This window comes from Aquimarina sp. AWH4_224 (genome assembly GCF_056160245.1).
In genome coordinates, this window is record NZ_JBSWWU010000017.1 from 34,464 (window position 1) to 51,090 (window position 16,627).

Annotated in this window: 11 protein-coding genes and 1 pseudogene; 1 reads left to right on the top strand and 11 read right to left on the bottom strand. The window is 31.9% G+C overall.

Annotation, left to right across the window (positions count from 1 at the left end; all coding sequences use genetic code 11):
* Nucleotides 1-95: 95 nt before the first annotated feature.
* The 11 genes and pseudogenes from ACXAGJ_RS22980 to ACXAGJ_RS23030 form a co-directional block, all read right to left on the bottom strand.
* Nucleotides 96-851 carry a LytR/AlgR family response regulator transcription factor gene (locus ACXAGJ_RS22980; protein WP_474843317.1) on the bottom strand — a complete coding sequence of 252 codons (756 nt, stop codon included), beginning with the start codon at nucleotides 849-851 and terminating at the stop codon, nucleotides 96-98.
* Nucleotides 851-2,749, bottom strand: a complete 1,899-nt coding sequence (locus ACXAGJ_RS22985; protein ID WP_474843319.1) for a tetratricopeptide repeat-containing sensor histidine kinase — start codon at nucleotides 2,747-2,749, stop codon at nucleotides 851-853. Before ACXAGJ_RS22985 ends, ACXAGJ_RS22980 begins: the two co-directional genes overlap by 1 nt.
* Nucleotides 2,750-2,896: 147 nt before the next feature.
* Complete coding sequence (locus ACXAGJ_RS22990) at nucleotides 2,897-4,723, bottom strand: vitamin K epoxide reductase family protein (protein WP_474843321.1); 1,827 nt, start codon at nucleotides 4,721-4,723, stop codon at nucleotides 2,897-2,899.
* 41 nt (nucleotides 4,724-4,764) lie between these two features.
* Entirely contained in the window at nucleotides 4,765-6,981 is a 2,217-nt protein-coding gene (locus ACXAGJ_RS22995; RefSeq protein ID WP_474843323.1) for a peptidase domain-containing ABC transporter, read from the bottom strand.
* Between the two features lie 27 nt (nucleotides 6,982-7,008).
* Nucleotides 7,009-8,403, bottom strand: a complete 1,395-nt coding sequence (locus ACXAGJ_RS23000; RefSeq protein WP_474843325.1) for a TolC family protein — start codon at nucleotides 8,401-8,403, stop codon at nucleotides 7,009-7,011.
* A gap of 42 nt (nucleotides 8,404-8,445) precedes the next feature.
* Entirely contained in the window at nucleotides 8,446-9,759 is a 1,314-nt protein-coding gene (locus ACXAGJ_RS23005) for an HlyD family secretion protein (protein WP_474843327.1), read from the bottom strand.
* 167 nt (nucleotides 9,760-9,926) lie between these two features.
* Nucleotides 9,927-10,235 (bottom strand): hypothetical protein, encoded by a 309-nt coding sequence (locus ACXAGJ_RS23010; RefSeq protein WP_474843329.1) that lies wholly within the window; start codon nucleotides 10,233-10,235, stop codon nucleotides 9,927-9,929.
* Nucleotides 10,236-10,511: 276 nt separating this feature from the next.
* Entirely contained in the window at nucleotides 10,512-13,166 is a 2,655-nt protein-coding gene (locus ACXAGJ_RS23015; protein WP_474843331.1) for a LamG-like jellyroll fold domain-containing protein, read from the bottom strand.
* Nucleotides 13,167-13,402: 236 nt separating this feature from the next.
* Nucleotides 13,403-13,612 (bottom strand): hypothetical protein, encoded by a 210-nt coding sequence (locus ACXAGJ_RS23020; protein WP_474843333.1) that lies wholly within the window; start codon nucleotides 13,610-13,612, stop codon nucleotides 13,403-13,405.
* A 167-nt stretch (nucleotides 13,613-13,779) separates the two neighbouring features.
* A complete protein-coding gene (locus ACXAGJ_RS23025) occupies nucleotides 13,780-15,063 on the bottom strand; it encodes a hypothetical protein (RefSeq protein WP_474843335.1) in 1,284 nt (427 codons plus the stop codon).
* A 322-nt stretch (nucleotides 15,064-15,385) separates the two neighbouring features.
* A pseudogene (locus ACXAGJ_RS23030) lies at nucleotides 15,386-15,604 on the bottom strand (IS5/IS1182 family transposase); the annotation flags it as partial.
* 392 nt (nucleotides 15,605-15,996) lie between these two features.
* On the opposite strand from ACXAGJ_RS23030, the gene ACXAGJ_RS23035 reads away from it, so the two are divergent.
* On the top strand, nucleotides 15,997-16,554 hold the full coding sequence (locus tag ACXAGJ_RS23035) for a LuxR C-terminal-related transcriptional regulator (RefSeq protein ID WP_474843337.1): 558 nt from the start codon (nucleotides 15,997-15,999) through the stop codon (nucleotides 16,552-16,554).
* Nucleotides 16,555-16,627 lie beyond the last annotated feature (73 nt).

A 16,627-nucleotide genomic window follows, 5' to 3' on the forward strand; every position in this document is an offset into this window, starting at 1 on the left:
TTGTTTAGCCTTTTATAGATTAGAAGGTTGTCATTGGGGCTAATTCAAAAAGGCATTCTCTTGACAAAGAGAGTGCCTTTGTCATTTTAATCAAATTATATTTTCAACCTTTCTAATAATTCCTTTTTCTTATTCCTTGAGATAGGAAATTTAGCACCATTTTCCATCTCCAAAGTCCCTCCATCTATATGAAGAATCTTTTTTACTCTTCTTAGATTGACTAGATATGAAGAATGAACTCGGAAAAAATCAAATTTAATTAGTAAATTTTCATAGTGTTTCAAATTTCTCGATACCATTTTTTTTTCTAAAGAATCTATATAGAAGGTGGTATAACTGCCTTCTGCTTGACAATACAATATGTCTTTAATCAAAATTAATTCATATCCGGTCGAAGTTATCAAAGCAATTTTTTGTTTATCAAATTCAGTTTGGTGATAATTTTCTATGAGCCCCTTATACATCAAATGTGTTTGGTGAGTTGCTACATTTTTAAGAGCTCGGTTAACTGATTCTACAAATAAGGTTTCATCTATGGGTTTTAAAATATAATCTATTGCCATAAATTTTATAGCTTGAATAGCATAATTTTCATATGCTGTTACGAATATGATTTGGAAATCAATGGTTTCAATTTCATTTAAAAGTTCAAAAATTGTTTGTGAACCTATTTCTATGTCCAAAAAAACAATAGAGGGTTTCTCATTTAACAAAAGGGCTTTTCCTTCAACTAGATTAGAAGCTGTTCCTATAAGTTGAATTTCAGGAAAGTTTTCTTTCAGCAAAAATGCCAAAATATCTCTTCCGCTAGGTTCATCGTCTATAATTAGAGCATTTATAAGGTGTGTCATTACGTAATTTTATTAATTTCTAACAAAACTCTGGTTCCAGAAGGAATATTCTGATCTGTATAAAGATCTTCGGTAGTGATTTTGTTATTGGGATATCCTATTTTTTTTAAAATCTGTAATCTGGTTTTGATATTATTTTCGGCTATAGAGGCATGATGCATCAAAGACGCTTTAGCCTTCTTGATTGCTTGGGCTTTTTTTCTCCCAATTCCATTGTCTGTAATGGTAAACAAGATAGAATTAATTTCTGTGGTTTCTGCTGATATGATCAGTTTGCCATCATCTGTATGCTTATTGGCTAATCCGTGAATAATCGCATTTTCTATAATTGGTTGTAGAAGCATAGAGGGGATAGTTGGGTTTTCTTCTAATAATTCATCGCTAATATTAAAATCATAGGTGAACTTCCCTTGAAACCGCATTGCCTCTAATTCTACATAATTTTTAAGAAGCTCGATTTCTTCTTCAAAATCAATTTCCATTTTTGAAGAATTACTTAATATATTTCTTATGAGTTTCGATATTTTAACGAGGTATTCACTGGCCTTTTTTTTGTTAGAAGTGATTATATGATGTTGAATGGCGTTAAAAGAATTGAAAACAAAATGAGGATTCATTTGATTTTGTAAAGCTTCTAATTTGTTTTCTGCAGCTTCTTTTAAAATGGCCAATTCTTTTGATTTGCTTCGTATGTAAAAAATATAACCCCAAATTATAAAGGTTAAAATGATAAAAGAAGCTACCCATATCCATAAGCCAAGAGATTTAGTCTTGATTTTTTGCTTGTCATATAAGACTTCTAAATCAAAGATTTTTTCTTTTTGGCTTTCTAGATTTGTTTCGTATTCTTTGTTTAACGTATTAATAATTCTGTTGCTCTTATATGTGCTGTCTTTATATTGAAAATGTTTTTTTAGTAATAGGATAGCTTTTTCCAAATTCCCATATTTTTCATTCCACTGTGATTTCAGCAATAAAGTTTCCGGGTAAACATCAATGTCATTAAACTTTATGGCTCTTTGCTCTGAAGTGTCTAAATACATTCGAGCAAGCTCAGCTTCATTTTTTCTAAGATATATTTCTCCTAGATTACAATAGTTAGAATTCAATGTTCCTGTCGATACTTCTTCTTTCTTTGCAATAGTGAGAACTTGCTTACTATAATATAAGGCAGAATCATATTCTTTCTTTTTTAAATAGATATCAGAAAAGTTATTATAAACCATTGCTAGTTTATTCCAATTATTGTCTTCTATATGAATCTTTAAGGCTTTTTTGAGGTATTCTATCGCACTATTATAATCCTGTTTGCTGATAAATGTTGTTCCGATATTATTAAATAGAGCACTTCTTTGTTTTCTATAATCTGCACTCAAAGCAATTTTTAAAGCTTCTGTATAATAATGTAAGGCTAAATCGTACTCGTCTATAGCGTCATATAATATTCCCATATTAGCATTAAGAATCAGTATATATTCAGGATCATTATATGCTATTGCTACGTTGATGGTTTCGTTAAAAACTTTCTGCGCTTCGTTAAAATCTCCAGCTATGTTTGAGTAATTGATCAGGTTGATTCCAGATTTTATGATTAATAAACTATCTGAAGCCTTGGCTGCAATTTGATAGGATTCTCTTAAAAACTTGAACCCGTCTTGAAACTTTCTCTGGTAGAAATAGGACTTTCCTAAATAATAATTACCATACCCTATAAGAGAACTATCTTTATTTGTAAGCCCAATGTTTAAAGCCTTTTGAGCGTAATGTAAAGTACTATCCGGATTTGAATTTAAATATTGCTTTGCTAGATTGATATAAGATTTTCCTATGGTGTCTACCTGCTCTTGGGTTTTTACCTCTTGAATGGCATTAGTCAATAGGTTATTTTCGTAATTCATTGAATAGTGTATGGAATACGAGAAAAGACTAAAAAGAACTATGTTAAATGCAATTCTATGCAAATCGGTAATATTAATACAGGGTTATTCTTACCTGAAAAATACAAAATTTGATATTGTCATTATCATAAACCTTAAGGATAAACTTTAAAAATTAAGTGTTCTTAAATAATAAATAATGTCTCCATAATCCATCTCGTAATTTTCAAATATCCTATCATTAATGATCATAGTTGGAGTGGCTGTTATATCATTATTTTTTAGCCATTCCAAATTTTCAATCATTATTTGTTCGTCATCATATTTAACAGAACCAGAAATAGGATATTTTGAAATCCATTCTTTTATATCTTCTTCTTTTACTCTTCCCTTTGTATACCAATCACTTAATGCTATATGCGCCTCAAAATTCTTACCTTCATTCAAAACCATATTAACGATAGTTTTTGTAACCATATTTTTTAATGTAATTTCATTATTCCTTTCTAACAACCTTCGCTTCCAATCGTTTTCTGTATTCCCTAAGTTCTCTCGAATATGTTGTTTTTCTTTTTGTGTACCATTATTAAAAACATCAGAGAGATGATTCAATTCTTCATCTACCTGTATCAATGTAGATGGTATTAATCGTATTCTGATTTGGATATCGTCTTTCAAATGATACATTAAAGAGGTTATCTGATGATATCTTTCTGCACAATACACGCAAAAAGTGCTACTTATCATCAATATAGTATTAGAAGCATCTGGATTTCCCAAAATCAAATCTCCTTTCATTTGAGATCCTTTTACTTCTCTTCCATTATTTAGTATATGTTCAACATAATAAGGTTCACTATAAATTTTTTCTATCTTATCTTGTAAGTGAAATATTTTTTCTCTTTGACCAATACCCTGCCTTGAATTAAACCAAACAACAGCAGTAAGCCCACCACTAAACAATAATATTATTCCATCAATAATATCTGGCATTGATAAATATTGATAGAAACTAAGCAATGGAATTAAATCAAGATAAATTGAAATTGAAATTCCTAAGCAAAGTATACATAATCGCTTGATAACAAAAATCTGAAGAAATAATGTATACAAGGAAAATATAGCAGGAATTACCCCTAATATACTAAGCAAAGAAAATATACCATATGGCTCTACGGAAAATAAACCAATAAAAAGTGTTATGAGGGTGGTAGTAAAATAAACCAATATTATTTCGACAATTTTAATCCCAAATATTGTACTTCCTTTAGAATTGAGCACTTCATCACAACTTGTTTTTCCATTTAAGTTGCACAACTTATTTAACGCATCCGAACCTTTTCCAACTAGTTTAAGGAAAATAAGTAGAGAAAATCCTAATCCAATAATTTTAAAAACAAAGGTCAAAATAGAAATCCAAGAAGGGAAATCTTGAGCCTGAATTGATAACCAAATATAAACCGAGAATAGTAAAAATATAATACTTGTATTCAAACCTCTTCGGATTTTTATTAAATTTTCGTTTAACCTGTTTTCTTTATAATTATATTCGCCAGATACTGGATTAGTAGCTGCCATTAACAATACACCTGTCCAAATTTTTGAAAAATCATCATAAGACATTCGTACTACTCCCTTAAGTGAATCTACCAAAGTTATTACATTATTTTTATCCATCTCCAGAACAAGAACATATTTAGAAAGCTTTATTCCATTTAATGATGATTTTGTAAGTGCTATTGCAGGAAACTCAGTTTTTTTAAATTCGGTTTGCGTCTTTTCAAAACGGACAACTATATTCTCTACATGCCAGCTACTTAATGCATTTGTAAGTTCAGTTATCGGAACTTGTCTTTTATTTGTGACTTTATCTCTAACAGTTGTTAAGGTTACAGGTAAATCAAGTGCTTTTATGAAATTATGTAAAGTAGCTACTGGATTTGATATTATATTACCTTCTTTTGTCCAATGTATTCTCGTTGCTTTCGATTTCATAGGTTTCATTTAATTCATTTAGGTCAAAAAAAATACCTTCATTACGAATTAGATAATTCTAATTGATTTTTTACTAGATTATAATAAATTCCTTTTTGTAAAGAAAGTTCTTCATGGGTTCCTAGTTCTGCTACTTTTCCTTTATCAAGTACAATAATTTGATCAGCTTTTTTTACGGTACTAAGACGATGAGCAATTATAATCGCAGTTCTATTTTTGTTAAAGACATTCAATTTCTCACTTATCTCTCTTTCATTTTTTGCATCCAGAGAACTTGTAGCTTCGTCAAAAAATAAAAAATCTGGTTTTTTGTATGCAGCTCTTGCAATCATTAACCTTTGCTTTTGCCCAGTACTAAGTTGCTTACCTTCAGATCCTATTTTTGTGTGATAGCCAAGAGGTAAACTTTTTACAAAATTACTTGCATTAGCTATCTCAATAGCTTCTAAAAGGTTTTCTGTTTTTGGAGTCACAATTCCGATAGCAATATTATTAGCAATAGTATCTGAAAAGATATACCCCTCTTGCATCACAACACCACATTTTTTTCTCCAGGAACTAGGGTTAATCAATTCTAAAGGAACATCTCCTAAGAAAATATCTCCTTTTTGAGGTGTGTAGAACTTTAATAATAATTTTAAAAGTGTAGTTTTACCACTACCACTTTCTCCTACAATAGCGGTAGTTTTTCCATAAGGAATTCTTATATTAACATTATCCAAAACCCATGTCTTAGCATTATCATAACTAAAAGATAAGTTCTTTAAAACGATATCTTGTCTATCTGGTATATTCGTTATAAGGTTCTCAGATTTCTCTTCTTCAGGGAGGTTATGAACTTCCCCTAATCTTTCTAAACTTATTTTGGCATCCTGGCCTTGTTGTATAAAACTTACAAATTGAGATATGGGAGCATTTAATTGACCCAAAATTTGAGTTACTGCCATCATCATTCCTAAAGTCATATCTCCTTCTATTACTTCTTTTGCTGCCCAAATGGTTACTACAATATCTTGCAATCTTGAAATTAAAAGAGCTCCATTATTTTGTAGTTGTTCTAACCCCAATGTTTTCTTTGCTACATTAAACAATCTTATTTGTATACGTTCCCATTGCCATCTTTTGTATTTTTCAGAAGTATTTAATTTTATCTCCTGCATAGCCTGTATCAACTCTACTTCAGAGTTTTGATTGGCCGAAGAAGCATTAAACCTACTATAATCCAGATTCTTTCTTTGCTTTAGAAACAAAAGTACCCACGCAATATTTGCAATACTAAATCCAACAAATACAAAAAATAATTGATTACTATACTTAAGAATTATAAAGCTGTAAACAATTAGATTAAACATCGCAAAGAGTATCTCTAGTGATTGTCCCGAAATAAAAGATTCAATTCTTTTGTGATCATATATACGTTGCAAAATATCCCCCAGATTTTTACGATCAAAAAAACCTAATGGTAGTTTCATTAATTTCATCAAAAAACTAGAAATGATTGCTATGTTGATTCGAGTAGATAAATGAAGTACTAACCAACTTCTTATTATAGATACGCTGGTCTGTCCAAAAAACACCATCAATTGAGCAATTAAAATCATGTAAACAAAATTCATTTGTTTACTACCAATACCATCATCAACAAGGGATTGTGTTAAAAAAGGAGCGATCAATGTAAAAATATTACCTAAAACCATCCCCAACAATATTTGAAATATCAAATTCTTGTAGGGCAAAAAATATTTAGCAAAAAAAGTAAAATTAATTTTTCGGGAGATATCAGCGTTCTTGATGTCCATATCAAGCTCATAGAACAATGGAGTAGGCTCTATTAGTAATGCTATACCATTTTGATGATTTGAGTCTCCTTGATTCCTGTACCAATTTTTCTTGAATTCCTCTTTATTCATTACCAACCTTCCTTGCATTGGATCTGCTAGGTAAACTTTGTTTTTGGTAATTTTATATACTACTATAAAATGGTTTTGATTCCAAAAAGCAACAAAAGGAACCGTATTTTCTTTTTGAATAAGTTCTAATGTAGATCTAACACCGAGTGTTTTTAACCCTATTTTTTCAGATGCATCACTTAATGCCATTAAAGTAACTCCTGTCTTACTTTTATTCGTAATCTCTCTCAGATATTGCAGAGAATAACTCTTTCCATAATATTTGGCAATCATTCGGATACAAGTTGGTCCACAATCCATCATATCCAATTGCTTGTAAAAAGGAAAATTATTATTTCTTATCATCATTAGATTTTTTCTATTAATAAGTATTGTTTAAAACTCAATTTTTTGCCCTGTAAATATGCGCAACCTATTCACTCTCAACCAATATTCATATTTAGCTTTGTTTTTGCGAATAATCGCTTGATGTAATTGATCTTTGACTTCAAAAAACACAACATAATTTACCAGACCTAATATCCTTTTTTCGTTGATAACTCTGAAAGATTCTTTGGCCGCTAACTCTTTGATTCCTTCAATTTCATATGTATGATAAGCATCCATAATAGACAAATAAAGTTCTTGAGTATCATTAAACAAGCGATGTTTTTCATACTTTTGATTAATTATTTCCTCTTGGTAAGCTATCTGAGCTTCCTTATATTGTGATTTGTTTTTATACAGCCTCTCCAAAGGTATATTAAGACTCAAACCGATAGATTGATTTAAGTTATTAGTTATTTGTTCATTAAAAGGAACATTTTCAAAAGACACCTCTCCAGTAGGGCTGATAATAGAATTTTGAAGTGCACTACTATATCCACTCCCTATAGCGTAAGAAGCTGTTAAACTAGGGTAATTATTAGATTGCGCTAAGCTTATTTCAAGTTTTTTTGTCTCCATTTCTATAACATCTGCTTTCATTTCAGGATGATTTTGTAAGATTTGGCTCCAGACATAATCAAAGGTTGGAAGTTGCGTGCTATCAGGGTTTTGTATCAAGATATCTTTGATTTGCAATTTGCTTTCGATAGGATAATTCATCATCAATTTAAGATTCCGTATTGCTGTATTATAGTAAACAATGCTATTTCGAAGTTTAGCTTCGCTATCTGCAACATCAGCTTTACTATTCAAAATCACTTCCTTATTTGAAGTTCCTCCAGAAAACACCCCCGTTTCTATCTGATTCTTAATCAAAGATTCATGTTGTTTAGAGTTTTGTAGAAGTTGTTTATTTATATGTATTTGCTCCTTCAAAAACAAGGTATTTATAAATTGTTCGAGGAGCTCGATACTAATTATTCCTTTTTGACTTGTTGAATGTAGTTCGGCTCTTTTTAAATTCAATTTTCTTATTTTCAAATTTTTGTAAGCTCTAAATCCATTAAACACATTCAAATTGATCGAACTCCCTAGATTTAAAGAGGATATAGTCTCTGTCGTAAAGTCATTAGTCAAAGGGTCAATCGATCTACCTATTGCAATATTATATCCTCCAGATGCACTAACGGATGGTAAAAAATCTAATTTAGATTCTTTGTATGCAAGTTGTGTGCGCTCTTGGTTTAAATTAGCCAATGCAATTGTATTATTTTCTTGTAATGTATATGACAAACATTTTTCAAAACTCCAAGCTGGATTTTGACCATAAATAAAAGAGAAGTTATAAATTAGAAAGAAGACCCCTAGCAGTATTTTCTTAATTGTTTTTTGATAAACATTCATTATAGAGATGATTAAAATCACATAGTTTTTCTTAAAGTTCTCTTATTCAGATAGTATAGTTTGCGAGATAGATAACAATCGCTGAAATAAATTTTTGTTATCCGTATATATGGTGGCAGTGCCCTTCATTCCTGATGTAAGTTTAAGTGTGTAACCATAATCTGAAACATTCTCGTCGGTTAATGCTATTTTAATAAAATACCCATCTTCGTTTACTATTTCAGATTTTTGAGTTACTACACCTTGAAGCCTACCATATTCATGTGAAGGGTATTTAGCAAAATCAATAAATAATGTTTGTCCTTCGGAAACTTCAGATGAATTAGCTTCTGGCAGTCGAGCAGATATATAGAAGCCTGTTCCCTTTGGTGGAACCACGGTAAAAACCGTTTGAGTGTTTAAAAGCTGTTCTTTTTGGGACAAATACCCATCAAACTCCACAATCCCGTCGATCGTCGAGATCAATAGGTTTTCATTATTCCAAATATCTATAGATTTATCTACACTGATTATACTACTCATCAAAGTCTTATAAGAACCAAGTATCTCTTCTTCTATTAGCTGATGTAATTTTACCAACTCATGTGTAAGTTCTTCCTTTTTTAAGGTATTCAAGACACTTGTCTCTTCTAGATTAGCCATATTTAATTGTGCAGCTATGTAAGTCTCTTTTGCCTTGTCAAAATCAAATGATGTCAATATTTCCTTATCCGTCAAAACTTTATTTGCATTGTAATGCTTCTGCAACAGTTCAAACTTTTCTTTTTCCAATTGTTGTTTTTTAAAAAAAACTTTATCCAATTGTTGTTGCACCAAAATTCGTTGTTTAATTTGTGCAATTTCTTTAAATCTAATCTGATTTTTTCTTTCTGAAATATGATACTGAAGAATGTTATTATATAGATCTTGAAAACTTTCTGAAAGCCCTCCCAAATCCCAATTTGTTCTTCTTATCGATACTGTTGAGGGAACCACACTATCTTTTATAAATTGACTCCTAATCGTATAAAACCAATCTTTAAACTCTACTATATCATCATATTGTGCTGTACTCTCTAAAACTCCCAGTACCTGCCCTTCACAAATACTTTCCCCATCTATAACTTGAAGTCTTTCTATTACTCCATCCTTTTTTGCTTTGATAGAAGCCCGGGGCTTTTTGGAAATGACCAATACTTCGGCTGTTACCTTGTCTGGAAATCTTATCAAATAACTCAATGCAATCAAAATAACAACTGTAATAAACACAATACTTATACCATATCGAATTAAAATACCTGGAGCAACTCCCAAGACTTCTTTGGCCTCATCACTCAACACTTGTTCTTCAAGGTCTTCAACTTGATACTTTTGCATTATTTTGTTTTTTTAGGATTAAGAAAGTTTTGTTGGCAATTTATTCAATAAATTACCATAAAATGTTTTTGCGGTATAGCAGCAAATAGATACCCCGGAGGAACTAACGCCCCCGAGGATCTTTTTTAATTTAAATTAACTTTTTCAGAAAATCCTTAAGAGATTTTTTACCTAACGTTACATCTACAGTTTCCATTAGAATAAGAATGTCCAGAATACGTTCTTCCGTTTTGTAAAGCTCGGACGTGACATGTTTGAAGGCAAAACGTATCTGCTTCTCGCTGATCGGTTCCCTCATTAATTTGAATTGTTTCTACTCTTGACCAAATGGTCAATCCAAACAGCACAACAGACACCACAATAGGAATTACTATAAGTCCTCCTCCTTCTGTTTGATCCATTTCTTCCATAGAAAGCAATACAGACTGGTCTTCTATTGCTAATGCTGTTTCTTTAAATTTTGATAATCGATTCATGATTTGATATTTAAAAATTAATATTAGTTTATACTCCTGGATATTTATAGACTTCAGGACTATACAAAGTCTGTCCTCTGGCCAGAGAATATATTTTATATAGAGATTTTATTCTTACTAATAATTCCTGCACAATTTTAAGTTACTTCCTCTCTATCAAATAAACATGTAATATAGAAAAGCCCTTTTTAGTTGATAAAATGACGATATGATTTTTTGCTAAAGACTCTAAAAATAGACAAGTGGCAATGTAAGTATCCCTAAAATCCGCTATAGTTAGAAATGGTTTTTAACTACAAAATTTTTAAGATGTTTAATCCCATCTGTATTAACCATTAAATAATATATTCCATTTTTCAAATTTAAGTGAGTAAGTTTATTAAAACCATTTTGCAATTTTACATTGGAAAATCGTACCACTACTTTTCCAGTTATGTCAAAAATTTGGATAGTGGCAGAAGCATTATCATTCTTGATGGTATTATCTTGTAAATAGTATTGCAATAACCCTCCAGAAACAGGGTTAGGGAATATTTTCAACGATTTACCTCCACTACTTTTTGTAATGTTGACTTGTGGCTTACTTTTCTTAAATTGTAAATTTTCAACTTCTTCTGCAAGTATACTAATCTCCTGATCAGTGCACACAAAATCAAAAATACTTATATCATTAATTTCACCATTAAACAAAGTTGCACCATTTGCGTTGGCGATCAACATATTCTCTATTTTGGGATAGATGACTTTTCCTTCTATTAATGCAGACGATTTTAAAACACCATTCACGTATCCTTTTAGTTCGTTTCCATCATAGGAAAAAGCTACATGATTCCAATCATTTAATTTTATTCCATCACAATGTACTACTGCTGAACCATTTTCTGTAGTAATTCTTGGCACTAAATTTTGATTATTCAAAATCATCCGCCATCCATCCCTATAGCCATGAGAATTTTGAGATCTAATAATTGCCGAAGCTTCAGAATAGGACTCTGGTTTTATAATTGCCGATACTGTAAAGTTCTTTTTTAATTCCAATTTCTCATTCTTAGGCGAGGAAATATACCCACCACCTATTGTATTAAAACTAGTACTAGTGATATTTCCCCCTACCTTAACTCCATTAATACCATTTATACTAGAATCCGAGGCATCTCCATCAAATTCATAATTCAATACGACCCCGTTAAAATATGCCAAATCCTTTTCATAGCTTTCTTGTATTACTTCCTCATTGAGCACTCCTCTGTATAATTTAAATTCATCTATATTTCCATCAAAAAAATGCGCCCCACCTGCATGCCCTATAATCATTGGGGTATTTAAATTATATTTAATTTCACCTGTTAAGTCGCTTTGATTTCTTAATTCTCCATTTACATACACTTTAGCTTTCTTTCCGTCATAGGTCAGAACAACATTGTTCCATCGTCCTTTTTGCAAATGACCACCATTAATAGTTTTTGCACTGCCAGGTATTATATAATCACAGGCTATAGTATTACATACTATTTCCCCATCATCGGTTACAATCTCATCTCTGTAATCGAAAATATGGATATCTTCAGTAATTATTCTTGGCATAAATCTTCCCAAATCATCAATCAATAATCGCCACCCACTGTTAAAACCATCTGCGTTTGCAGAACGAGCAATGCCTTGCATACGATCAAAGTTCTCTGGCTTAACCCATGCAGAAACTGAAATTTTATTATTTCCAGGAGTCAACAAATGACGATTACCCATTTGAATAGAAGAATTTATTCCATTGAAAAAAGCAGATAATCCTTTACCTGTACTTTCATATACTACATTTCTCACTCTACCTTGCATTTGATTTCCACTACTGTCCAAAATATTATCATCTAATGATAAGTATAACATATTATCAGGTATCAATAGATTTTCTGGTAAAATGCTATCATTAAGGTAAGAAGCTTCCCAATTGTTATTTTCAACGATCAGGTTTGAACAAGAAAAAGAACTTTGAGGGTCAGAAGGAATCCATCTTCCACTACTAGTCCCATTGGAAGTATAATCACATATACCATTGATAAAATATATCTGATTGTCTTTTATTTCGTTGAATTCACAGTTATTATTGTTGTAAAAATCTGCTACATAAAGCCCAACATTTGTAAAACATTGTTCCTCTCCAAAGACTATGTTATGGATTAATTTATTGTGATGACCTCCTACAATTCCTAATCCATACTGTCCTGGATTTATCAAAATATTATTTTGCACCGTAATGTAATTTCCTTCTCCTCCATCTCCCACAAGAATACCTCCTCCCGAACTCGAAGTACCACCTCCTCTAAATTTGTTATTAAAAATTAACAACGGACTGTCTTCTGTACCTCCAGAATGGAACATATTAACTAAATCCTGAGGATAACTAATTCCTAATATGGATTCTCCGACATTATGGGCAATGTAATTATTTGCTCCCGTAACTCCGTTGAATTGAACGAAGGCTCCTTTAATTTGGCCTTGAGGCCCTCCTTTATGATCTCCTTTTGGATTTGAAAATTGATTGTTAGAAATACCAATTGCATTGCTTTGAAAAGCATAAACACCAGTAATATTTCCTTCAAAACTGCAATTCTCAATTCTGATATTAGAACTGTTGGAAATAAAAATACCTTCTTGAGCTGTTGGCCCAATTATACAGTTTCTAATAATAACATTATGACAGTTATTGAGCAAAATACCGATACCTGAACCAGAAAACGTAGTAATTCGTTTACCTTCTATAACAAAATTTGATTGGTCAGAATACGATAGAGGTTCTGAAAATGTCGCTGTAATTTCCTTAAACTCTGGTTGAGCAACTACATATAGTGGAATAAAAATAAATATTACTGATAATTGTTTTCTTAATCTTAGGTTATGTAAATACACGAGAAATCTTCTATAATTATTAGTCATTACCATTTCTTAATACAATTGGGAATTGAATGTAAAATTACACCCCACACCTATTCAAATAATAAAAAACTTTACCACCTGTATAGATGGGTTTGTAAACAACCGTGATTCTGAATACATCGAATTGAAGACTTCTCTGTTTTTTATTCTATTTACAAATAAGAGCATTCCCTAAAAAGAACACTCTTGTTATTTCATATTAAATTATTTAATGGCTTCTATTGTGAGGTCAATCATTAATTGGTAGTTTCGATAATGATTAGTTGTCCAGCAGTTAATAACCTTGGGAAATACCCTTCAATTCTGGCATGAAAATCCTTGTTAGCAGATATGGTCCAATGTGCCAATTCTTGTTTTGGATTATCTCCTCTTAGTGCCACTGTCTTAAAAGCTACTCCGTTTAGCTTAATCTCCCCATTATAGGTCAACTGATTTCCTCCCCACACACCTATTCAAATAATAAAAAACTTTATCTTCTGTATAAATGGGTTTGTAAACAACCGTGATTCTGAATACATCGAATATTCTATTTACAAATAAGAGCATTCCCTAAAAGAACACTCTTATTAGTTTATATTAAATTATTTAATGGCTTCTATTGTGAGGTCAATCATTAATTGGTAGTTTCGATAATGATTTGTTGTCCAGCAGTTAATAACCCTGGGAAATACCCTTCAATTCTGGCATGAAAATCCTTGTTAGCAGGTATGGTCCAATGTGCCAATTCTTGTTTTGGATTATCTCCTCTTAGTGCCACTGTTTTAAAAGCTACTCCGTTTAGCTTAATCTCCCCATTATAGGTCAACTGATTTCTTCTTACTCCAGAGTTATCCACATGATTATTCGAAGCAATATATAGTTTCACTGTTCTAGCTCTATTGGTTCTATTACTAAGTATATAATTTTGATCAAAGTGCATCCCATACATTCCATACAATAACGGTGATGAATCGAATAATGTCATCCATGCTCCAGGACTTAATTCTTGTAAGTTTTTATCAAACTTATTAGTCGTATTAAAACATGCCCCTATATAGGCTTTCCCTTCAGGTAACAAAAAAGTAGTAGTTCCTTTATGCTCTGATGCGATATATACACCCGCTGACCTTCCAAATTCATTTGCACTAGGTTTCACAATTTTACCAGGAGCTTGCTTGGTTTGGGACAAACGAATTGCTGTATCGGTTTTTCCATCCTTTGTAGCAACAATGTATACTAAACCATCCCCTTTTATATCTAATTCAAATAAACCATCAACAAATTTGTTGTAGGGCACAAATATTTTTGCTACTTCATGCATTTTGAACTGCGATATTTCTGGAGAATTTTTAATATCCAGATTTCCTTTAATCCAGTCTTCTGAAACCGCATAACTAGGTCCAGAACCAGCAACCCCAGGAGGTGTGTCTTTTGAATACATTTTACCCTTAGAGCTTACTTGTAATGGGTTCGCACTTGGGTTACTTACCAGCAAGTGAACATATAAACCTTTTTTGTCCCAAGCTCTATTATAATGAAAAATGTATACTCTTGTCTTTTCATTAGAGAAAGTATGTTTTTTGCTTCCTCTTCCTTTATCTGATGTTTGCATTAACCACCCGTCAGAATGTACAGCTTCAGGGTTATTACTTACTACCAATGGAGCTCCATGTTCTTTATCAAATCGAAGAAACTTTAATCCTTCTGGACTTACAATTCTTTTATTATAATCTCCGGTATTTGGAAGGGTTCCTGAAGTCCACTCATTACTCCCAAATACGTTTTGAGGAAATTTATTTAAGGTAGTACTCTTTTGAGTAGCTATGTTTTCTGACGAAACATCTGATATGTTTTCTGTTTCACATCCAACAAAAGCTAACATTAGACATGTCTTCCAAATAAGGTTTAATCTTTTCATCTTAATACTTGATTTTAAAAGGCAAAAAGCCTTTTACATGATTATTACTTCTTCTAAATGGGGTGCAAATGTACAGAAACAACTCACTCAAGATTAGAACAGATTCACAAGTAACCTTAAAGGCAAATAGATAGCATTTTAGAGTTTATTAATTACAATTTAAGACTTTTCATGAGTTAAATAATATAACCTTTGGAATAATAACAAAGCAGAACGCCAACTTGTATTTAATTTGAAACTGATCTTTTCTCTTAATGTAATTCAAATGATGAAAAGTATTTATAATGAACTTGCTAATAACATAAAGTTACATAGAAGTGGTTTAAACTTTATGTTTTTCTTTCTTTTTGAATTTTCTAATTTCTATCACCATAAACACTAGATAGTTAAACCCTTTCCAGCTTTCAGCAGTGGTATCAAATCTATTGAGCAGTGATCTAAAGCTATCGATCCAGGCATTGGTTCTTTCAATAGCATACCTTTGATCATATAGTTTTTGATCGAAATATTCATCTTTATTCGTATTACCGTTACGTTTGTTAAAGTGGATACACTTGATTAAACTGACCCCTTTAAAAGATCATAAAATTACTCGTCGTTTTACTGACGTTCTGGCTGATGCTGACCCCTCTGTTCAAAAAAGATAACCAATTTTAGTTTGCAATTGATTTTTCAACTTGTTTGGCGTCAATTATTCTTGACCAATCTGACCCCTGTTATAGGGTTGTTGTTGAGATTGTTAAGCATGTTGACCCCTTTAGTTAGGAAAATATAAAAAGATTCTTGATCATACTGCCCCCTTTGATAAAGTTGTGTTTAGTATTCTTGATCAAGCTGACCCCTAAATTGGTTATTTATTGGATGTAAGATTTTGGTTTTACTTGGTGGTTTTTAACCGTCAAAAGATAATCCATGGCAGGAAAACCAAAACGTATGAGTCTTGTAAAACAAATATTAAGGATGCATCATCAAGGAAAGGCGATCAAAACAATTGCCAGGACCCTTGGTATAAGTAAAAACACGGTAAAGAGCTATTTGGGCAAAGTTACTGTAAGCCGTATTCCTATCGCCTCACTCCTTGCTTTGGAAGATCCGGAGTTGGAAGCTGCGTTGATAACAGGTAACCCTGCTTACAGAGATGCACGTTATGGTCCGTTGAAACAGAAGTTGCTTTATTATATCAAAGAACTTGAAAAAACGGGGGGCAACCGTGTAGTCCTATGGGAGGAGTACAAGGCTGAAAACCCCACATCCCATTATAGTGACAGTCAGTTTTGTGTAGTGATCCGCCAGCACCGTATTGCCAGTAAACCTTCCTTGATATTGGACCACCATCCAGGGGATAAATTATATATAGATTTTGCTGGAAAACCTTTATCCTATATTGATAAGGAAACAGTGGAAGAAGTACCAGTTCAGGTTTTTGTGGCTTGTCTTCCTTATTCTGATTATGGTTTTGCTGTGGCTGTACCCACCCAAAAAAACAGATGATTTTATAGCTGCATTACAAGCTTGCTTGAAAGATCTGGGTGGGGTACCACAAACATTAGTTACAGACAATCTT